This window comes from Streptomyces sp. NPDC048106 (assembly GCF_040706415.1).
GTDB lineage: Bacteria > Actinomycetota > Actinomycetes > Streptomycetales > Streptomycetaceae > Streptomyces.
The window spans coordinates 178,269-198,656 of sequence record NZ_JBEZND010000012.1; the positions used below are offsets into that span (position 1 = coordinate 178,269).

At 68.9% G+C, this 20,388-nt stretch carries 15 protein-coding genes and 2 pseudogenes; 12 read left to right on the plus strand and 5 right to left on the minus strand.

The features are described from left to right. The first annotated feature begins 12 nt into the window (after nucleotides 1-12). The 8 genes and pseudogenes from AB0927_RS15635 to AB0927_RS15670 form a co-directional block, all read left to right on the plus strand. Nucleotides 13-2,502: an NUDIX domain-containing protein gene (locus AB0927_RS15635; protein WP_366668112.1), complete on the plus strand. Its 2,490-nt coding sequence runs from the start codon at nucleotides 13-15 to the stop codon at nucleotides 2,500-2,502. 18 nt (nucleotides 2,503-2,520) lie between these two features. Then, the gene (locus tag AB0927_RS15640; RefSeq protein WP_366668113.1) at nucleotides 2,521-2,946 is read left to right on the plus strand and encodes a hypothetical protein; all 426 of its coding nucleotides are present in this window, start codon (nucleotides 2,521-2,523) and stop codon (nucleotides 2,944-2,946) included. After that, on the plus strand, nucleotides 2,943-4,013 hold the full coding sequence (locus tag AB0927_RS15645) for a sugar phosphate nucleotidyltransferase (protein ID WP_366668114.1): 1,071 nt from the start codon (nucleotides 2,943-2,945) through the stop codon (nucleotides 4,011-4,013). Before AB0927_RS15640 ends, AB0927_RS15645 begins: the two co-directional genes overlap by 4 nt. Further along, the gene (locus AB0927_RS15650; protein ID WP_366668115.1) at nucleotides 4,010-5,071 is read left to right on the plus strand and encodes an ROK family protein; all 1,062 of its coding nucleotides are present in this window, start codon (nucleotides 4,010-4,012) and stop codon (nucleotides 5,069-5,071) included. Before AB0927_RS15645 ends, AB0927_RS15650 begins: the two co-directional genes overlap by 4 nt. Continuing rightward, entirely contained in the window at nucleotides 5,068-5,979 is a 912-nt protein-coding gene (locus tag AB0927_RS15655; RefSeq protein ID WP_366668116.1) for a sugar nucleotide-binding protein, read from the plus strand. The genes AB0927_RS15650 and AB0927_RS15655 overlap by 4 nt, the downstream gene beginning before the upstream one ends. 144 nt (nucleotides 5,980-6,123) lie before the next feature. After that, nucleotides 6,124-7,356 carry a galactosyltransferase-related protein gene (locus AB0927_RS15660; RefSeq protein ID WP_366668117.1) on the plus strand — a complete coding sequence of 411 codons (1,233 nt, stop codon included), beginning with the start codon at nucleotides 6,124-6,126 and terminating at the stop codon, nucleotides 7,354-7,356. 43 nt (nucleotides 7,357-7,399) lie between these two features. Further along, a complete protein-coding gene (locus AB0927_RS15665; RefSeq protein ID WP_366668118.1) occupies nucleotides 7,400-8,374 on the plus strand; it encodes a 2-oxoglutarate and iron-dependent oxygenase domain-containing protein in 975 nt (324 codons plus the stop codon). Nucleotides 8,375-8,501: 127 nt separating this feature from the next. Continuing rightward, a pseudogene (locus tag AB0927_RS15670) lies at nucleotides 8,502-9,116 on the plus strand (IS256 family transposase); the annotation flags it as partial. A 246-nt stretch (nucleotides 9,117-9,362) separates the two neighbouring features. Here the strand turns inward: AB0927_RS15670 and AB0927_RS15675 are convergent. From AB0927_RS15675 to AB0927_RS15695, 5 genes are all read right to left on the minus strand, one after another. Next, nucleotides 9,363-10,451, minus strand: coding sequence for a tyrosine-type recombinase/integrase (locus tag AB0927_RS15675; protein ID WP_366668119.1), 1,089 nt, complete (start codon nucleotides 10,449-10,451; stop codon nucleotides 9,363-9,365). Nucleotides 10,452-10,517: 66 nt separating this feature from the next. After that, entirely contained in the window at nucleotides 10,518-10,724 is a 207-nt protein-coding gene (locus AB0927_RS15680; protein ID WP_354752805.1) for a helix-turn-helix domain-containing protein, read from the minus strand. 229 nt (nucleotides 10,725-10,953) lie between these two features. Beyond that, nucleotides 10,954-11,571: a tyrosine-type recombinase/integrase gene (locus AB0927_RS15685; RefSeq protein WP_366668120.1), complete on the minus strand. Its 618-nt coding sequence runs from the start codon at nucleotides 11,569-11,571 to the stop codon at nucleotides 10,954-10,956. Between the two features lie 1,827 nt (nucleotides 11,572-13,398). Then, nucleotides 13,399-13,824: a hypothetical protein gene (locus tag AB0927_RS15690; protein ID WP_366668121.1), complete on the minus strand. Its 426-nt coding sequence runs from the start codon at nucleotides 13,822-13,824 to the stop codon at nucleotides 13,399-13,401. Between the two features lie 164 nt (nucleotides 13,825-13,988). Beyond that, nucleotides 13,989-16,331 (minus strand): CRISPR-associated endonuclease Cas3'', encoded by a 2,343-nt coding sequence (locus AB0927_RS15695; RefSeq protein WP_366668122.1) that lies wholly within the window; start codon nucleotides 16,329-16,331, stop codon nucleotides 13,989-13,991. A 155-nt stretch (nucleotides 16,332-16,486) separates the two neighbouring features. Here AB0927_RS15695 and cas5c point away from each other — a divergent pair, with 155 nt between their 5' ends. The 4 genes and pseudogenes from cas5c to AB0927_RS15715 form a co-directional block, all read left to right on the plus strand. Beyond that, on the plus strand, nucleotides 16,487-17,260 hold the full coding sequence (cas5c, locus tag AB0927_RS15700; RefSeq protein WP_366668123.1) for a type I-C CRISPR-associated protein Cas5c: 774 nt from the start codon (nucleotides 16,487-16,489) through the stop codon (nucleotides 17,258-17,260). Between the two features lies 1 nt (nucleotide 17,261). Then, complete coding sequence (cas8c, locus tag AB0927_RS15705) at nucleotides 17,262-19,085, plus strand: type I-C CRISPR-associated protein Cas8c/Csd1 (protein WP_366668124.1); 1,824 nt, start codon at nucleotides 17,262-17,264, stop codon at nucleotides 19,083-19,085. A gap of 65 nt (nucleotides 19,086-19,150) precedes the next feature. Continuing rightward, entirely contained in the window at nucleotides 19,151-20,020 is an 870-nt protein-coding gene (gene cas7c / locus AB0927_RS15710; RefSeq protein WP_366668125.1) for a type I-C CRISPR-associated protein Cas7/Csd2, read from the plus strand. Between the two features lie 222 nt (nucleotides 20,021-20,242). Beyond that, nucleotides 20,243-20,388 (plus strand): annotated as a pseudogene (locus AB0927_RS15715) (IS5/IS1182 family transposase); the annotation flags it as partial.

Genomic DNA, 20,388 nt, shown 5'->3' on the forward strand with positions numbered 1-20,388 from the left:
ACAGAGGGACCGTTGCACATCATCGAGTGTCATTTCGAGTTCAGCGGATTCGACGACCACCTCGTCAAGGCGGGCACCTCCGTCTACCTGTGGAACCTGGCCCGGCAGTTCCGGGACCAGGGACACCGGGTCGGCGCGGTCACTCCCGCGCACGGCCTCCTGCCGCTGCTCAGCGAGCGCTACGAGGTCGTCGACCTGGACTGGCGGACGGACGACGAGATCCCGGTGCGGCTGGACCCGGCCGAGTGGCCGGACCAGCCGGAGACGGTACGCCTGCCGATGTCCGTGCGTGCCCACCGGATGACCGTCGAGGGCATCGGCATCGTGCTGCTGAGCGGCGGCCTGCTGGACACCTACCCGGACACCTTCCACCCGCCCGCCGACCTCAAGGGCCACGACCTGACCTACCTGAAGACCCTCGTCTTCCAGATCGCCGCCGCCCGCTACGTCAGACAGCGGATCCCGGCGGGCGCGGTCGTGCACCTGCACGAGCCCGTCCACCACTACCTCCTGCCCGCGCTGCTCGCCGGACACGGCCACCACGTGGTGTCCACGGTGCAGACGAACCTCGCGGTCAACACCAAGGCGTACGGCCCCGAGGTGCGCGCCCTCCTCCGCCATGAAGGGGCCGACACCTCGGTCGCCGACGGCCTGGCGGACCCGCCGCTCGACGGCCACCTGGAGCGGGCGATGCGCGCCTACCTGCCGCACACCCTGCTCCACACGGACTCCCCGGAGCGTCCCGGCCACGACTACCTGCCGGTGCTGGGCTTGGTGTCCCGCTCCGTCGCCGCGCTGGACTTCCTCTCCGACGGGCAGCTCGCGCACGCGCTCACCCAGGCGGGAACCCCCTTCGAGCAGCTTTTCCAGCAACTGGCCGTGCGCCGCGAACTCCGGGCACGCACCCACCTGTTGACCGTCGGCGGCTGCGCCATCGGCGACGAGTGGCTCGACGTACGGCGGTCCGAGGAACGCCGCCGACGAACCCTGGGCTCCCTGGGGCTGAACCCGGCGCTGCCCACCCTCTACCACAACGCACGGTACTCGGTGCAACACAAGGGCCAGAAGGAGCTGTTCCGGGGGATGCGGCGGCTGCTGGAGGAGGGGCACCGGGTCAACGTGCTGCTGCACTGCCTGTCCCCGCGGCCCCCGAAGGACGAGGACCTGGCCGCGCTGGAACGCGACCAGGCCGGCCTCGTGCGCGTCCGGACCGACCCGATGAGCACGCCGGAACTGATGGACTGGGCGGCAGCCAGTGACTTCTGCGTCTTCCCGTCCAAGTTCGAGATGGACACCTTCCTGATGGCGATGGGCGAGGCGATGGCCGCAGGCTGTGTTCCCATCGCGACCGCCCAGCAGGGGATGCGGCACTTCGGGCACGCCGAGGACCTCAGCGCGCCCGGCGCCACCGGACTGGCGCTGCCCCGCTCGTTCCGGGTGGACGACGAAGCGCTGACCGAGGCTGTGCGTTCCGGCGTGCTGCGCATGCTGACCTTGTGGCGCGAGGACCCGAAGCGGATCGACACCCTGCGCGCCAACGCCGTCGCCACCGGCCGTGGTTTCACCTGGAAGGCAGCCGCCGACCGCTTCCTCGCGGTGTTCACCGCCTGCGCCGAGGGGCGCCGCCCGGCGGACGCGACCCCGGTGGTCCGCTCGGTCCTCGCCGGCGACGGCCGCGATCCGCTCCCGGCCGGACACGGCCGGGCCCACCACACCGGGAACACCGTGCGGGTGCGGTGGCAGGGCTCCGGGATCAGCCGGGTCGAGGTGGTACCGGCCACATCCGACCCCGCCGTGACGGAGCTCACCGGGCGACCCGCCAAAGACCTGTTCACCGGTGAGGTCCCCGGACCGGCACACCTACTGGCGCTGCTCGTCACTGGCCGCGACGGCAGGTCGGCGTGGCACACGCTGGGGGTGGACCGCGAACCCGAGGTGCGGGCCACCGGATCGAAAGTGGTCTACGAGAACCGCTGGATGAGTGTGCGCGAGGACACCACCCTGCGGCACGACGGCACTCCGGGGCTGTACGGCGTCGTGCGCAAGCCCGACTTCGCGGTCGTCATCCCCTACGCCGACGGCGGATTCCACCTGGTCGAGCAGTACCGGTATCCCGTCGAGGGGCGCTACTGGGAGTTCCCGCAGGGTTCATGGGAGGACCGGCCGGACGTCGACCCCCTCGACCTCGCCCGGGGCGAACTGGCCGAGGAGACCGGGCTGACCGCCGCCGAGATGACCTTGATCGGGCACCTGTTCGCCGCCTACGGCTACAGCGACCAGGGCTTCAACGTCATCCTCGCCACCGGCCTCACCCAGGGCGAACCCCGCCTTGAACCGGAGGAGGCCGACTTGATCAGCCGCTGGTTCTCCGAGGAGGAAGTGTGGCGGATGGTGGCCGAGGGCCGTGTCAAGGACGCCTCGACCCTGGCCGCCCTCGCCCTTCTCCAGCGGCACCTGGCGGCCGGCCGGACGGGCCTGTCCGCCGCACACCACAGGAGTTGACACTCGGAAAGGGCACGCATGGAAACCCACGTATTGGTGGTGCACACTCGGCCGAGACCCGGCGCGGGGGCCGAGTACCACCGCTGGTATGACGACTTCCATCTCGACGAGGTGCTCCGCGTCCCGGGCTTCGTCTCCGCCCGGCGGCTCCAGCTCCTCCCTGGCGACGCGGGCGGCGACCGAGCCCCGGGCCTCCCGGCCGGGCCCGGCAGCCACCTCGCCCTGTTCGCGGTGGAGACCGACGACATCGGCGCCACCGTCGCCGCGTTCGAGCGGGCACGGACCACGATGCGGACTCCCGAGTGCCTCGACCCCGACAGCGTGACCTTGAGCTGGTGGCGCTCCCTGGGCCACCGCACCACGATGCCGCCCCCCGACAACCCCGACCACCCGAACCCGGCCCCCGGCCCGACGCCGTCCCATGGAAAGGCCCTGTCACCATGAACGTAAGGCCGGAACTGACGACCGTGCCGACTCCCCGCACCGTCCGGGAGACGGACGGAGTGCGCGCGGTCCTGCTGGCCGGCGGCGAGGGACGGCGCCTGGGCCCCCTCGGGCGGGGCCGGCTGAAACCGCTCGTGCCGTTCGACGGCACCGCCCGGCTGATCGACTTCAGCCTCACCAACGCCCGCCGCTCCAGCTTCCGGGACGTCCTGCTGCTCTCCCAGTACGAGAAACGCCGGCTCATGGACGACCTGCACGCCGTCTGGAACCGCGCCCCCGGGTTCCGCATGCACTTCGCCCCCTACGACCAGGCGTACCGCAGGTCACCCGGCACGCCGCCCGCCGTGCTGCCGCGGCGCACCTGGCCGCAGGAACGGGGCACCGCCGACGCCCTGACCACCAAGGCCGACCCTGTCTTCGAAGGCGACCCATCTGAATCCGAGATCCTGGTGCTGCACGCCGATCACGTCTACCGGTTCGACTACGGCGACATGATCCGTCGGCACCGCGCCTCAGGAGCCGCGCACACGGTGTCGTACCAGCGCATCGAACGACGCTACGTCCACCTCTTCTTCGACGCCGCGTTCCTGCGCCGGTACCTGGAGCGGCTCCGGCACACCGACAAGCAGCACGACATCAGCCGGGACGTCATCCCGGCGATGCCGGCCGACGGCCAACGCGTCCGCAGCTACCCCGTCGAGAGCCACTGGGAGGACAACGGCACCGTGGACCGCTACCACCTGGGCCTGCTGGGCAGGCCCCCCATCCTGCCCCTGACCGACCCGCCTCTCACCGTGCGCCCCGAGCTGACCCCCCGGTTCGTCGAGGAGGGCGACGGCGTCCGTTCCCGCATCGTCCGGGACGACCTCGTCAACCCCGGTCTTCTCGACCACTGCGTGACCTACCCCGGCGTACGCATCGGCACCGGCGCCACCGTACGGGACTCCGTGCTCCTGCCGGGAGCCCGCATACCCGACGGAGCCCGGCTGGAGTCGGCCATCGTGCTGGGGGACGACACCGTAGAGCACTGCGTCCCGGAGCCCGCCACCATCAGGACAGCGTCGTGAGCGCCGCTGCCAAGGCCGCGCCCGGCCCGCGCCCCCACATCGTGGCCGATCTGGGCGGCACCAGCCTGCGCATCGGCCGGATCGCGGCCCACGGCGGCGTCGCGGCGGTGCGCCGGGTCACCACCGACGGCATCGGCCGCCACGGCCCGCGGCCCGCCCGCACCCCGCAGCGCCGGGTCCTGGACCAACTCGTCCGCGAACTGGAGGAGTACCTGTCCTCGCCCGACGGCCGCGGCGCGAGCGCGGTGGGCCTCTCCTTCGCCGGCCCGATGGCCAAGGACGGCGTCGTCCGCGCGGCCCCCACCCTGTGGGGTGCCGAGGCCGACCCCGTGCACGTCGGCGATCTGCTCTCGGCGAGACTCGGCCTGCCGGTGCTGGTCGCCAACGACATCACCGCCGCGGCCTGGCGCTACGCCGAGACGGAAACAGAGCCCTTCTGCCTCATCACCATCAGCTCCGGTATCGGCAGCAAGGTCTTCCGGCAGGGCGAGGTCCTCGTCGACGACCAAGGGCACGGCGGTGAACTGGGGCACTGGCGGATCGATCTGAGCGAGGACGCGGCGCCCTGCGACTGCGGCGGCCGGGGCCACCTCGGCGCCGTCGCCTCCGGCCGCGGCATCCTGCGCGGGGCCCGCAAAGCCGCCGCGGCCGACCCGGCGGCATTCGCCCGCTCGGTGCTCGCCGCACCCGCCGGACACCGGCCGGAGGGCATCACCAACGAGGCACTGGCCCGGGCCGTCCGCGCGGGCGACCCCTTCGCGACGAGCACCCTGCGCGGTTCGCTGCGCCCGCTCGCCTCGGCCGTCAACTGCCTGTTCACGGCCATCGGTATCCGGCGGTACCTGTTCATCGGCGGCTTCGCCGTCGCCGTGGGGGAGCGGTTCGTGTCCCTGCTGGGCGACGAACTCGTCCGCCACGGCTGCTTCGGCCTGGACAGCGCCGAGACCCGCGCCATGCTCGCGCTCGGCGCCACCGACGACGACCACTGCCTGATCGGCATGGGCCGCATGCTGGAGCGGTCCTTGCACCTCACCCCCGTCCTGGAGGACAGCGTATGAGCACCCTGGTCATAGGCAGCGGATTCGTCGGACGGGCCGTCGCCGACCATCTTCTGCGCTCCGGTGAGCAGGCCGTGCTGGCATCGCGGACACCACCTCTCGCCGACACCGGCCGCCGGCCGCCGTGGTCGGCCCTCGACGTCACCGACCCGACGGCGGTCCGAAGGGTCATCGACGCCACGAACGCCGAGCGGATCGTCCTCGTCCACGGCCCGTCGGACGTCACCTGGTGCGAGGAACACCCCGAGGAGAGCCTGCGCGGACACGCCGGGGCGGCACGCGTTGTGGCCAAGGCGGCCGACGACCGGCGGATCGTGCTGATCTCCACCGACAACGTCTTCGACGGCACAGACCGGGCCCCCGACGAGACCAGCCCGCCCCGCCCCGCCAACGCCTACGGCAGGGCCAAGCTCGCCGCCGAACGAATCCTCGCCGAACGGGGCGGCGCCACGACGGTGCTGCGGGTGAGCCTCATCTACGGCTGGGAGCCCGCCACCGCCCCGAAGTGGCTCAACTTCTTCGCGTCCTGCGTGCACCGGCTGCGCGCGGGAGAGCACATCACGGCCCCGACCGATCAGTGGACCACCCCGGTGCTCGTCGAGGACGTGGCGGCGGTCACCGCCGCCGTGCTGCCGGCACCGGCGCCCGTACTCCTGCACCTGGGCGGACCCGAGCGGATCTCCCGCGCCGACTGGGCCCGGCTCATCGCACGCGAACTGGGCCTGCCGCCCGAGCGGGTGACGGGGCAGCCGCGCGCCCTCGGCCGTTACGCCTCCCGTCCGCAGAACACCTGTCTGGCGAGCACCCTGCTCACGACCCACCCGGCCACGGCAGGCGTCCCGGTGCGTGGAGCCCACGACGGCACCCGCCTCCTGCTCACCCGCACGGAACGCGCCGTCGCGCTCTGACCCACCCAGGCCGCCTAGCCGCCGAGTCTCGCCACACGGCTCCGCACGCCCTCGTACGGCGTGGTGCCGCGGACACACCCTCATGCGGCCGGTCGCCGGCACCCCCACCACCGACCCCGAACCAAGCCAAGAGGAGGGACACCCGTGCCCGCACTGATGCCCCACGACCCGGACACGCTGGCCGACGCCGTCGTCACCACCCTCGCGGTCGACGCCGACCCCCAGGCACGCGAGGCCAGCATCTTCTACTGGGAACGCGGACTGCCGTACCGCAGCGCGGTGGTGGAAGCCGTGGCCCAGGTCCCGGACGGCGGACTGCGCGCAGCGGCCGAGGCACTGCGGAGCAGGCCGGCCGACCCGGCCACCCACGCGACCCTGCGCCGGCGGCTGACCGAACAGGTTCGGAACCGCGCCGCCCCGGCGCTCCACAAGCTGTTCAACCAGGCATGGCAGGCCGAGTCCAACTCCCGCCTCGGATACCACCTGGGACGCCGCTACAGCCCCCGCTCGACGGAGAGCGTCACTCCCGAACGGCTGCGCGCCCTCGCCGCTGCCGCCACCGCCCCGCCGCATGCCGCGCCCGGCGGCGACGTCGAGACGCTCGTCGTCGTACCGTTCCGCGACCGCGGCCCCGGACACCGGCTACGCAACTTGCTGGCCTGCCTGCTGTCGCTGCGCGACCAGTCGGTGCCGGCCTCGTCGTACCGGGTCGTGGTCGTGGAGAGCGACGGCACCCCCCGCCGGCGGGACGCCGTCATGCCGTACACCGACCACTACCTCTTCGCCCGCAAGGACGGACTCTTCAACAAGTCCTGGGCGGTGAACGTCGGCGTGGTCAACGCGCCCGGCCGACCGGAGGCCGTGTGCATCCTGGATGCCGACGTGCTGGTCGACCGTGACTTCATAGCCCGCAACACCGCACGATTCCGGGAACGCGGCACCATGGGACACCTCAGCTACCGCGACATGTGGTGCCTCGACGAATCCGCCACATCCTGGGCGATCGAGGAACGCCTCGGGCGCGGTGCCCCCCAGGTCGACGCCGACCACCTGCGGGCCTTCGTGCTCCGCCGGCCGCCCGGCTGCTGTGTCTGGGTCCGCACCAGCGCCTTCCACCGCATCGGCGGCATGGACGAGCGGTTCGAGGGCTGGGGAGGCGAGGACAACGACTTCGCCTACCGCATGGACACACATTCCGCCTTCGACCAGTACCGTGATCCGCTGCTGCACATGTACCACCCCTCCTCCGCCGTACTGCGCGAGGACGGGGAACTGATCAACGCGCACATCCCCGCTCTGACCTGGGGCCCCCGGGAACGCCTGGGCGACATCGAGCGGTTCGCGAAGGAGCCCGCGGCGGCGGGCCCGGGGCAGTGACGGCATGGCAGCACATCTCCACTCCGATGAAAGGCAGCCCGACATGGCACAGGACGTTCCCGTGCTGGACCTGACCGAGTGGAAGGAGGCGGAGCCCGCGCACCGCGCCGCCATCGCCGCGCGACTGGACACCGTCCTGCGGCAGACCGGCCTGTTCCTGCTGGCCGGCCACGGGGTGCCGGGGGAACTGACCGACCGGACGCGCACCGAGGGACGCGCCTTCTTCGGTCTCCCGCGTGAGGACAAGGAGCGGTACCGGGTCAACCGTCCCTACGACAACGGATGGCGCGGACTGGGCGCGCTCCAGGTCGGCGCCTTGGACGGCAAGCCCGACACCTCCGACCTGCACGAGGCGTTCCACGTCGGTCCGAACCACCGCACCGGCGACCCGGCGTTCGACACGCTGTACTACCCCGACAACAAGTGGCCGGACGAACAGCCCGCGCTGCGCGAGACGGTGCTCGCGTACACCGGGCACATGACCCGCGTCGCCCACGAGGTGATGGGGGTGCTGGCCGACGTCCTCGCCCTGCCGACGGACTTCTTCACCTCACGCTGCGCGCGGGCCACCTGGACGCAGAACGTCAACTGGTACCCCTCCCTGACCAGCCTGGGCGAGATACGGCCGGGCCAAATGCGCGTCGGACCGCACACCGACTTCGGCACGCTGTCCCTGCTGGACCGGCAGCCCGGGATCGGCGGCCTGCACGTGTGGAACGAGGAGGACGGATGGTTCGAGCCGCCCTTCGAGCCGGGCACCCTGGTCGTCAACCTCGGCGACCTCATGTCCCTGTGGACGGACGGCCGCTGGCGGGCGCTGCGCCACCGTGTCCTCGCTCCCAGCAGCATCGCGCCGGACGAGGAACTGGTGTCCCTCGTCTACTTCTTCGAGACCGATCCCGACGCCGAGATCGTCCCGTTGCCCGCTCCCGCGGGCGGTGGCGCGGGCCTGTCACCCGTCATCGCCGGCGAGTCGATCCTGCAAAAGGTCGGCGCGACGGTGAGCCTGCCCGGCTGACCCCGACCGGCGTCACCGCCTCCCGACCGGACCCGAGGGCAGGCTCAACGAGTCCGCCGCCGTCGGGCCGCGCGAACTGCGCACACACCTCTTCCTGCCATTCTGGCACCAGCCCGGTGACGCACCGATCGCCACCGGCATCACCGAGGACGGCGGCCGCGAGGTGCTGGGAGTGATGGTCGGCGACAGCGAGACCGAGGTGTTCTGGACCCAGTTCCTGCGTCACCTGCGTGAACGCGGCCTGGGCGGTGTCCGGCTCGTGCTCGGCGATCACCACTCGGGCCTGGTCAAGGCGATCTGCAAGGTCATGATCGGCGCGGCCTACCAGCGCTGCCGGGTCCATTTCCTGCGCAATGTCATCGGAGTGATCCCCAAGGACGCCGCGGAAATGGTCGCCGCGACCATCCGCACCATCTTCGCCCAGCCCGACCAGGACGCCGTCCGCAACCAGCTCGACACGGTCGCCGACATGCTTGGCGCACAGTTTCCCCAGGTCAAACAGATGCTCCTGGACGCCAAGGACGATCTCACCGCCTTCGCCGCCTTCCCGGAACGGCACTGGAAGAAGATTCAGTCCACGAACCCGCTGGAGCGGATCAACCGCGAGATCAAACGCCGCGTCGATGTCGTCCAGGTCTTCCCCAACGACGACGCCCTTCTGCGGCTGGTCACCGCCGTGCTCTTCGAGATGCACGACGAGTGGATCGCCTTTCCCCGCCGCTACCTACCCGAAGGCAGCATGGACCAGATCTACCCCACCGAACCTGGCGAGAGCGCCCCCCGCACTCCCCAACACCACCAACACGACCGCCGATTGATCGCCTACACCACGTCAAGGGACACGGCCTACGCCTACCCGTGGCCGTTCGACGCCGACGGCCGCTGGACGCTTCCCGACGACCGGCCAACCGACCCGCGAACGTGACCCGGCCCTATCCAACCGGGAAACGACTTCGCCCTGTCCGTGGAGGACAGGGCGAAGGAACGCTCATACGACGATATTGAGCGGGGTTTCCATGCGTTCCCAGGCTCCCAACACGGCCTTATGGGCGTCCGGCTGGAGATGGGCGTAGCGCTGGGTGGTCTGGAAGCTCTCGTGGCCGAGAAGGTGCTGGACCTCGTAGAGCGAGACCCCCCTCTGGACCAGCCACGAAGCACACGTGTGACGCATGGAGTGCGGCGGGTAGTGCGGGACGAGCTGCAACTCGCCGTCGTCACCGAAATGGTAGGCAGCCTCTACAGCAGGCCACCAGGACTGCCGACGCCAGTTGCTATCGGCGAGTAGGCGCCCGGAGCGGCCCTTGGTAATGGTCGTGAAGACCACTGCATCGCGGTCGAGCCGGTGGATGTGGCGTTCGAGGGCCTCCAGGACGTGGGGCGGGAGCGGGACCTCCCGGCGGCTCTTGGAACTCTTGGGGTACTCCTTGATGCCGCTCTTGGTATTGACCTCCACCACGAACAGGCGGGAGCGGCGCGTGTCGATGCGGTGGCGGTGCAGGCCGGAGAGCTCTCCCCAGCGCAGTCCGGTGTAGAAGCCGAGCAGGCACATCGTCCGCCACACGGGGGCGAGTCCGTCGAGGATGCTCTGCGCCTGGTCGGGCGTGAACCACTGCGGCGGTTTGACCGCGATGGGCGGCAGATCGATGCTGCGGCACGGGCTCACCGCGATCACATCGTCGTCGACCGCCGCGCGCATGATGGACGACGTCAGGTTGTAGGCCCGCTTGATCGCGGCAGGGCCTGTGCCCTTCTCGACCAGGGAGCGGATCCAGCTCTGGACGTCCATGCGGGTGATGGCCCGCATTTCCCAGTCCGCCCAGTAGGGCATGACGTGGTTCTTGATGCTGGACCCGTCACCCCGGAGGGTGTGGGGTTCGACGATGCGGGCGTTCCACCACCGGTCGTGCCACTCCCGGAACGCGATCTCGCCGGCCCGCGGGTCGCGCATGCCTCCGCGGGCGAACTGGGTCTCCAGCTCAACGCCCCAGGCCCGCGCCTGGGCCTTGAGAGGGAAGGACTCGCTGAACCGGTCTCCGGCCCGGTTACGAACGGTCGCCTGCCACTTGCCGGACTTCAACTTGCGCAGGTACGCGGTACTACTCCTTCGTTCGGAAACGGTGAGGGCTGGACTGGGGGCGAAAAATCACCGACGGGGCCGCGGGGAAACCACCAGCCTCCTGGCGATGAACTCCTCCAGCCCGGCAGCAGGGACACGGACGCGGGATCGTTCCGTCCCGGTGCGCAGATCGACGACGGGGAGATCTCCGGCGGCGATGAAGCGGTAGACGGTGCGGCGGTCGACATCCAGGGCGGCGGCGACAGCGGGGATGGACAGCAAACGGGCAGGCATGCGCGAGTCCTCGGAGACAGGGAAGGAAAAGCGAAGGGGGAGAATTGGTTCAGCCGGGCTGTCGGCGGTCCACGGCGCAGGTCAACCGGCCCTGTCAGGGCAGTGGGACCAGTTCGCTGTACGGCCGAGCTATGTGACACGAACGCGTGAAACGTGGACCGCTGACGTTCGGGATGCATGCGGCGGTGCTCCCGCGCTCGGATCGCAAGTCCGAGCGCGGGACGGGAAACTACCGCTCGGGAATGTCCGGAAGGCGCAGGATCTCTTCCAGGTGGCCCCAGTCGATCTCGATGTCTTCCAGCCGGAAGCGGTGCGGGTACCGCAGCGCAATCCAGCTCGCACTCACGCCAGCCCACTCGGCGACACCCCACGCAGGAACGCCCGCCTCAAGCCAGCGGTCCAGACAGGAGTCACGCAGGCTGGAGACCTGCTCCCCCAAGCCCGCCTGTACCTCGTCCGGGCTCAACACCGCTTGGCGAGCGTGCCTCCACGCCGTCTTGTATTCGGAGGACGCCAACGGCCCACCCCGCTCGGCCGGGAACAGCAGGTCTTCAGCTTCCAAACCCGCCTCGTCGATCCAGCACCTCAGCACGCCCACGATGTCCGGGGAGACAGGAACTGTCCGACGCTCGCCGGCACGGACCAACATCTCCCCGAACTCCCCGTCCGGGAGCGTCACGTCCTGAACCCGGACCGAGGCTGCTTCACCCGGCGAAAGGGCGGTGCCCGCTATAGAGGCGAGGAAAGGGAAGACGGCTCCCGAAGATTCCTCCTGGATCCACTCCAGAAGGGCACGAACTTGGCCCGCAGAGAGCAAGGACGATTCACCTATTGCCAGCTTCGACAAGCTACATGACTCCTCACACGAGACATCGGGACGCGTCGGCATCCCCTGGTCATTCAATGGTCTGGAGAAGCGCCGGTTTGGCCAACCGGCGATCGTCGGCTATGTTGCGCCCACGACGCGCCTCTCGCAGTCCCGACTGATGCGCAGAGAGCATGTTCTGCTTTCTCAAGACCGCTCTAGGTTTTGCTTCCTTCGCCGAGTTAATCCAGTCCGTATGGGACTCAATGTGTCTGCTGTCGGCGAATCTGCCCGAATCCACCCATACCTGCCCCTCGACGGCCAGGAAACGCTAGGATAGAGCAGGCGCCTTCTAAGCGCCCGCTCCGTCTCAATCACACGCACCAGCGTACGCAAGTTGTCCATGTCGATGTTGCGATCCTCGAACGCCCAGAAGGGCAACCATCAGGCTGCGGCTCGACTCCCACGATGGGGAACAGGAGAGGGTTGCCAGCCTCGGCCACCCGGAAGGGCAACCGCCAGGCCGACGACGGTCGTCTACCAGAAGACGGCGATGGGGTTGCGGTCCTCAGCCGCCCCGGAGGGCGACCGCCACCAGACGGTCACGCCGTGCCCGTCGGCGAGGCCCTGTGCGTTGCGATCCTCAGCCGCCCCGGAGGGAAACCGCCAGTCCAGAGCGCTTGGGCGCCTGTGACCACGAGGGAGCCGTTGCGATCCTCGGCCGCCCTGGAGGGCGACCGCCAGGCGTAGTCGCGCACTGCTGCCGGACCGGGCAGCTGTTGGGATCCTCGGCCGCCCCGAGGGGAGACCGGCAGGCATCCGCGACATCCGGGTGGTCGTGGCCCGGGTATTGCGATCCTCGACCGCCCCGAAGGGCGACCGCCACAGGGCGTTAGCGCTGAGAGCCCTTGGCCATCTCCACGTTGCGATCCTCGGCCGCCCCGGAGGGCGACCGCCACGTAGTGGGCGCCGGTCAGGGTGGAGACGTCCTGGGCGTTGCGATCCTCGGCCGCCCCGGAGGGCGACCGCCACCAGCGACCATTGCCCGCGGGCCTTCGCCCACGTCGTATTCCGATCCTCGGCCGCCCCGGAGGGCGACCGCCACCTGGAGACAGCCGTGCTCCCGCGAGTCCAGGCGGACGCGTTGCGATCCTCGACCGCCCCAAAGGGCGACCGCCAGTTGTGGGCGTCGCTCCAGACGGTTTCCTCCAGAAAGAGGTTGCGATCCTCGATCGCCCAGAAGGCGGCCGCCAGCCGGACACCTCATCATGGCATGTGCACCCCTGTAGTAGTTGCGATCCTCAATCGCTCCGAGGTGCGACCACCACTCCCACTCGGGGAGCCGCCATGCGGCCGCGCCGGTGTTGCGATACTCGCCTGTCTCGAAAGGCGACCGCCACCGTGGCGCGACAGCGCAAGGCAACGGCGCCGCGAATGCTGCAATCTTCGGTTGCTCCGAAGGGCTACCACCCCCCATCCGTCGCCCCGCATTGGAAATGTCTTGGCAGGGGTTGCGATCCTCGGCCGCCCCGAAGGGCGACCGCCACTGGGTTTCCTGCCACTGCTCACCGGCGCGGTCCGATTCGTTGCGATCCTCGGCCGCCCCGAAGAGCGACCGCCGCCCAAGACGGTGTCCTGCGGGGCCTGGAGATGGTTGCGATGCTCGGTCGCCCCGAAGAACGACCACCAGCCGCCGCCGTCGGCGGTCCAGATGACGACGGTGCGGTTGCGATCTTCGGTCACCCCGGAGGGCAACCGCCAGCCCAGGCTTCCCGAGGCGTCATGAAGGCGGGGGCCAGCACGTTGCGATCCTCGACCGCCCCGAAGGGCGACCGTCAGGGGCGCTGCTCGTTCCACCGTTCCCGCAGCTCATTGTTGCGATTCTCGGTCGCCCCCGAAGGGCGACCGCCAGGACGGCAGCCTCTCCTTGAACGGCACGCGCACCCTGGTGTTGCGATCCTCGGTCACCCTGAAGGGCGGCCACCAGACGGTGTCAGCGTAGGTGGTCAGACGCTCCTCAACGTTGCGATTCTCGGTCGCCTCGAAGGGCAACCGCCAATCCCAGGGGGACCGCTCCAGCTGCACCAGGTCGTCGGGGTTTCGCCCCTCGGTCGTCCCGAAGGACGCCCGCCACGAGCTGACCCGCCGTCTGTGTCGGCGCACGGTCGGGTTGCGGCCCTCGGTCGCCTCGAAGTGCGACCGCCAGGTGGCGCCGTCACAGTCCCGGCAGATGGTGCGCAGGTTGCGATCCTTGATCACCCCGAGGGGGCGACCGCCAGCTGCGTTCTGCCACAAGGATGGATCGTGCCGTCCGTGCTGCGATCCTCGGTCGCTTCTGGGGGCGACCACCGCGCCTGGTTCGGCCTTCAAGGCTTTAAGCTCTCGTTCCCATGCCATTGACCATCACACCTTGGTCTCGACCAGTGCATCGACGAGTCGCTGCTTGGTGGTCTGGATGGTCATGCAAGAGGTTCGATACCTCGTTGGGGATGGTACGGGCCGACCCACTGGTTCAGATCACCGGCGATTTCGATGGCGTGGCCAGCGTTGATCGCCAGTTCCAGTTCCCTTTGGGGGATGGATGCCATGTGTTCCTGCAGGGTGCGGTAGGTCGCCGGTGTTGGCAGGCCACGGCGGAGCTGGTCGACGGCCTTCTGGGCGGCCTGTCGGGTTTCTTCTTTGAGGTGGGGGCGTATGACGACCACGGCTACGGAGTGCTCGTTGTCGATGATCCTCATTCTGCGCGCGACCTCCGGGTAGTGCAGTTTTGCGCGCAGCGCTTCGATGACTTCTCCGGTGGCTCCGTTGGGGTCCTTGGAGTGTTGTCCTGCCTGGAGGCGGTAGCGGTGCTGGTAGTACGAGCGGAGGGCGTCCAGATCGTCTGGATAGGCCAGCCCGTCGCCGAAGTGGCGGGACGCTGCTGCGATGGCGCACGTGTTGTAGACCAGCTCCGGGTTGAGTCCGTCCCGGGGGTCGAAGATGATCATGACGCTGTCCTGCGCTGGTCGTTTGCCCTCGCGGTTGACTCGTCCGGCGGCCTGCTGTTCGGATTCTGGTGTTGATCTGGCGCGGTATCCGCGGGGGAAGTCGAGGTTGACGCCTGCTTCGATGAGCGAGGTCGACACGAGGAGAGTGTCCAGACCCTCCTCCAGACGTTGTTTCGTCGTCTGGATGGTTTCTCGGCGGTGGCCGCCGGTCATGCGGGTCGACAGGTGCAGGACGCCTGGGTCCTCGGCGTGGTTGGTGCCGATCCAGACGCGGTGGACCTGGTTGGCGTCCTTGGTCCCGTTGACGACGACGAGGGCCTGGTCGTGCTCGGCCGCCTCGGTGGCGATGCTTGCCAGGGTCACGTCCGGGCCGGTCCGCCACTCGTACCTGACGCGGCGTAGCTGTTTGAAGAGTGGCGCGGGGTCGGAGACGACGTCGCGTTGGGGGAGGCCGGAGCGCCAGGGGTTCAGTGCGGCGAGTTCCGGCTGGGTTGCCGATGACAGTACGAGGGTGACTCCGTAGTGCTCTACGAGTTCTCGCAGGCCGGAGAGGATCGGGGTCAGGAGACTGTCGGGGAGGGCCTGGACTTCGTCGAGGACGATCACGGAGTTGGCGAGCCGGTGGAGCCGGCGGGTGGCCCAGGGGGTGTTTCCGAAGATTGTTTCGATTAGGCGGACGGTGGTGGTGACGATGAAGGGGGCGTCCCAGTTCTCGGTCGCCAGTTTCGACCACCGGTTGGGTCGGCCGTCTTTCTGGCCGTGGCTCGCGTTCGTCGAGGTGCCGGCGGACTGCGGTGTGCGTTGCTGTGGCGCTTCGACGTTCACGGATGAGTGGTGTTCCAGTACGACCGGCGGTCCTTGCTCGGGGTCCAGGAGGTTTCGGTACTCCGCTGCGTTCTGTTCGGTGATGGAGATGAAGGGGACTGCGACGATGACGCGCCGCAGTCCGTTCAGGGAGGCGTGGCGGAGGGCGAAGCCTCCGCCGGTGAACGTCTTTCCGGCGCCGGTCGGGAGGTGCAGCCGGTAGACGCCCGGCTTGCCGGTGGCGGCTTGGAGTGCCTCCTGGTAGACGTTTTCGCGGAGTTTGTCCAGCCAGGAGGCTCCCTTGGAGCGCTGGCGTTCGGCGATGGCCTCCTGCCGGCGGGCCTCGTACCGCTCCCAGAGTTCAGCCATCCCGATGTGCGGCCGGATGTGCGTGCCGGGCCGGAAGTGGGCTGCGGTGTCGAGCCGGTCGGCGTCGACCACGGCCGAGTAGGTCATGCGGACCAGCATCTCCACAGCGATCGTGTCACGGGGGTCGAGCCAGTCCGGAGCGGCCGGGCATGAGCCGTCCAGGATTTCCGGCATGGCCGCAGCGACCCTGTGGATGGCTTCGTCCACCTCGCTGGAGTCGGCCATCAGGGCCTTGAGCCGGAGCCGGACTTCCGACCACGCGGACAGACCGGTGTGGTGTCCCTCGATCACACCGGCGCAGGGCAGCAGAGCGGGGGAACGTTCGGTCGCCCGGGCGAACAGGAGGGCTCCGGCGTCGTTGTGTGGGGGCCGTCTGGTCTTGCGGCCGGTGGTGGCCTCCTCGATCAGCCCTTCCTGCCACGCACAGGCCCCTTTGCCCGTGTCGTGGTCGCGTCCGAGCTGGTAGGCGAGGTCACCGCCTCCCCATGGCTCTGCGAACCGACGGGCCAGCTCGCCCGTGCCGCGGGCGTGGTCTTCGTACCAGTGCCAGGTCCCTTGGTGACCCGGCGAGTGGGCCACGAGCCTGCCCTCAGGGACCGGATTCGAACCAGCTAACGCCCCAACTGCCTTTTCTGCAACCATATTTGACTTTCTATCAGTTATACGCTGAGATCCCACCAGATCGCCGCATACCCCTCGAATCCCACGGCGTAGACCTCGGGGTTGTGCGACGTATGGAAGCTAGCCGCAGGCACTGACAACGGGCTGCGTCAGCAGGCAGGGAAGGGAACAAGTGCATGGTTGCGTCGCGTCCCCGAAAGCAGCGTGAGGAGAGGGCTGACCGGCCACTTCGCGTCCAGGTGGAGGCGTGGGGGCCGCTGGCCTGCTTCACCCGTCCGGAACTCAAAGTCGAACGTGTTTCCTATCCGACCATGACTCCCCCGGCGGCGAGGGGACTGCTGGAGGCCATCTTCTGGAAGCCGGAGATGACCTACCGGGTCGAGCGGATCGAGCAGCTCAAGCCGGTGAGGTGGACGCGCTTCCGGCGTAACGAGGTCAACAACTCGATCGTCACCAGGCACGCCTACGAGAGCCTGCGAGCCAACACCGGCTACCGCTACGACGCTGCCGAAGACCGCGGCCAGCGGGTCACCGTCGCCTTGAGCGACGTCGCCTACCGCATCCACGCGACGATCCGCGCCACCGACCGGTGCACCGCGCCCTTACCGAAGTACCGCGACCAGTTCGACCGCCGGCTCGCACGCGGTGCCTGCTACGAACAGCCCCACTTCGGCTGCCGCGAGTTCGCAGCCTTCTTCGGGCCTCGCGGATCAGCGGAGGAGGCCGGCGCGGTCACGGTCGCCGATCAGGCGGGTATTCCGCCCATCGACGAGCTCGGGCTGATGCTCCACCACATCGAGTACCTCCCGAAGGGCAAGGAGCGCTACCACTGGTTCCGGGCCAGCCTGGAGCACGGCGTTCTTCACGTGCCCGACCGCCCGCTGGCCCCTGCCGAGGTCAACGGCATGCCCGGAGCCGAGGGACGCGCCTCCGCGGACGGGGTGGCCTGACGTGCTGCTGCAGAGCCTCGTCCAGCAAACCGACAACCGCCAAGGCGATGTCCCCGAGTACTACCTCACGCGCCGGGTCATGTGGCAGATCGACCTCTCCAGCACAGGGAACGCGGAACCGCTGGTCATCGACCTCCGCCAGGAACAACGTAGGATCACCGCCCCGTACACCGGACGCGCCGGGACCAAGCCGGCACCGATCCTGTTCGCCGACACCGCGCAATTCGCGCTCGCTCACCCCGGCCTGGTGAAAGGGCCGGACGGGGAGAAGACTCTCTCGATCAGCTCTACCGACGTCACCAAGGCGAAAACCCGGCACGCCGCCTACCGCGCACTGGTCACATCCTGGTGCAACGACCACCCACACCTCGCCCAGACGCAGACAGTGGCTGCATGGCTGAACAGCCCGGCGCCGACCGCGTGGCCGCTGGAGATGGACAAAGACCACCTCGTCGCCATCAGCATGGACGGCGAGTGGCTCCACGACCTGCCCGACGCCAGGAGCTGGTGGGCCGACAAGGTCAAGAAAGAGAAGAGCGAAAAGGCGGGAAAGACGAACCAGGGGCTCTGCCTCGTGTGCGGGCATGTCATGCCGTTGCTGTCCACGCTCCCGGTTCCCATCAAGGGCATCCCCAACTCCGGGATGAACACCCAGCTGGTCTCTCTCAACCAGCCCGCCCACTTCCGGGCCGGCACCAAGCAGCTCGGCGCCACCCCCATCTGCGTCGACTGCGGCACCAAGTCCGCCACCGCCCTGAACACGCTGCTCGCCGACCCCGAACACCGCGCCTTCGCCGACGAATCCGCCATCGTCTGGTGGACCCGTAACCCCGACACCGACACGTCCATGTGGGCCCTGAACAACCCCGAACCCGAGGAAGTGGCCCAGCTCATCGCCGGCCTCCGCCACCCCCGGCGGGGACGAGACGCGCTGGCAGTCCTCGACGAGGACGCCTTCTACGCCCTCACCCTGCGAGTGAACACCAACAGGGTCATCGTCGCCGACTGGATCACCATCCCCGTCCCCGAACTGAAACGGAGACTCGGGACCTGGTTCGCCGACCAGCAGACCTGGGACGGCTGGAACAACACCTACACCTACTGGTCAGTCTGGCGACTCGCCCTCGCCTGCGCCCGCTGGGACAAGCGCAAGAACAAGTACGTCGACACCACCGTCCCCAAACACCTGCAAGCCGACCTCACCAAAGCCGCACTCCACGGCGCCGCGCCACCAGCCCATCTCCTGCCGGTCCTCCTGCAGCGCGTCCGCGCCGACCACCACCTCGACCGGCCCCGCATCGCCCTGCTGCGCCTCGCCCTGATCCGTACGACCACTCGCCACAAGGAGCTCTGCGTGCCCCAGCTGAACCCCCAGTCGACCGAGCCCGGCTACGTATGCGGACGGATCATGGCCATGCTCGAAGCGATCCAGACCAAGGCCATGCCCAAAGTCAACACCACCATCACCGACAAGTACCTGAGCACCGCGGTCGTCTCCCCCCGAGCCGTCCTCACCCGCCTCCGCATCGGAGCACGCCCCCACCTGCGCACCATCGCCCGCACCAGCGAACCTGCGGCCAAGGCCATGGACAACCGGCTGCGGGACACCTTCGACCTGCTCGACACCATCCCCGCCCACCTGAGCACCGAACAGCAGGCCCTGTTCATCCTCGGCTACGACCACCAGCGAGCCCACTCCGCACGCGCTGCCGCAGAAGCCATCAAGGCACGAGAAGCCGGCAAGGAACTCGCCGCAGAACAACAAGCGGACGCCCTTCCGCAAGCCGCCGAGGACGCCGACGCCTCGGACGACACCCACTGGTGACGGACGCCCCGCCGCCACCAGCTTCACCACGACGCCACAACCCCGGAAGGACACCCAGCACACCCATGACCGACGCGCACCTGGACCCCACCCGCAAGCACGACTACGTCTTCCTCATCGACGTCAAGGACGGCAACCCCAACGGTGACCCCGACGCCGGCGGCATGCCCCGAACCGACCCCACCACCAGCCAGGGCCTCATCACCGACGTCGCCCTCAAGCGCAAGATCCGCAACACCATCACACTCATCCACCAGGGCAAGCCCGGATTCGAGATGTACGTCGAACAGGGCGTCGCCCTAAACCCGCAGATCCAGCGCGCCTACACCGAAGGGGGCGCCAAGGAAGGCGAGACCGCCACCGCGCAGGAGTGGATGATCCGCAACTTCTGGGACGTGCGCCTGTTCGGAGCCGTCATGTCCGTGGGCGACCAGAAGAAGCACGCCGGAAGGGCACGCGGGCCCATGCAGCTCACCTTCTCCCGCTCCATCGACCCCATCACCCCGCTCGAGGCCGGCATCACCCGCGTCGCCCCGAACAAACCCGAAGACCTGGCCAAGGGCAAGGTCACCGAGATGGGCAACAAGCACTACGTCCCCTACGGCCTCTACCGCGGCCACGGCTTCTACTCCGGAGCCCTCGGCGCCAAAGCCAACGTCACTCCGGAGGACCTCGCCGCCTACTGGCAGGCCCTGACCATGATGTTCGACCACGACCGCGCATCCTCCCGCGGCGAAATGGCCATCCGCGGCCTGTACGTCTTCTCCCACGACGACGCCTACGGACAAGCCCCCGCCCATAAACTCTTCGACCTGATCCGCATCAAGCCCCTCGGCCACAGCGACGCACGCTCCTGGGACGACTACACCGACCGCATCACCATCGACGAAGACAAGGTCCCCGCCGGGGTAACCCTGACCCGAGTCATCGACTGAGTTCGCCTGCCAGGGTCGCTTGGGATTGCAGCATCGAATCCACCTGGTATTCCGTATCTGGAAGTTGATGGCGATCATCCACCAGGGTGGCCGAGGCTCGCAATAATTTTGATCCCAATCAGGTCTCCATTGCAGCCCTTCGACGATCGTTCTCCAGAGTGGCCGAGAATCGCAACTAAGGGCTGTCCCGTAACTGCTGGTCACGGGTGAGATGATCTCGCTGTGTCTGGTGTGATCACGGCGTCGGAGCCCTCCTGGATAGCCCCGTTCACCGGGCTGAGCCCGCGCCAGTTCGGCAAGCTGATCACCGCGCTCCGGCGTGAGGGTGCGGATCCGGTGCGCAGGGGCCGGCCCTGGAGCCTGTCGCT

Excerpts from the sequence above, each read along its gene's own strand:
- AB0927_RS15640 (WP_366668113.1), top strand. The coding sequence starts at position 2,521 with ATGGAAACCCACGTATTGGTGGTGCACACTCGGCCGAGACCCGGCGCG.
- AB0927_RS15645 (WP_366668114.1), top strand. The coding sequence starts at position 2,943 with ATGAACGTAAGGCCGGAACTGACGACCGTGCCGACTCCCCGCACCGTC.
- AB0927_RS15655 (WP_366668116.1), top strand. The coding sequence starts at position 5,068 with ATGAGCACCCTGGTCATAGGCAGCGGATTCGTCGGACGGGCCGTCGCC.
- AB0927_RS15665 (WP_366668118.1), top strand. The coding sequence starts at position 7,400 with ATGGCACAGGACGTTCCCGTGCTGGACCTGACCGAGTGGAAGGAGGCG.
- AB0927_RS15680 (WP_354752805.1), bottom strand. The coding sequence starts at position 10,724 with ATGCCTGCCCGTTTGCTGTCCATCCCCGCTGTCGCCGCCGCCCTGGAT.
- AB0927_RS15695 (WP_366668122.1), bottom strand. The coding sequence starts at position 16,331 with ATGGTTGCAGAAAAGGCAGTTGGGGCGTTAGCTGGTTCGAATCCGGTC.
- cas5c (WP_366668123.1), top strand. The coding sequence starts at position 16,487 with ATGGTTGCGTCGCGTCCCCGAAAGCAGCGTGAGGAGAGGGCTGACCGG.
- cas7c (WP_366668125.1), top strand. The coding sequence starts at position 19,151 with ATGACCGACGCGCACCTGGACCCCACCCGCAAGCACGACTACGTCTTC.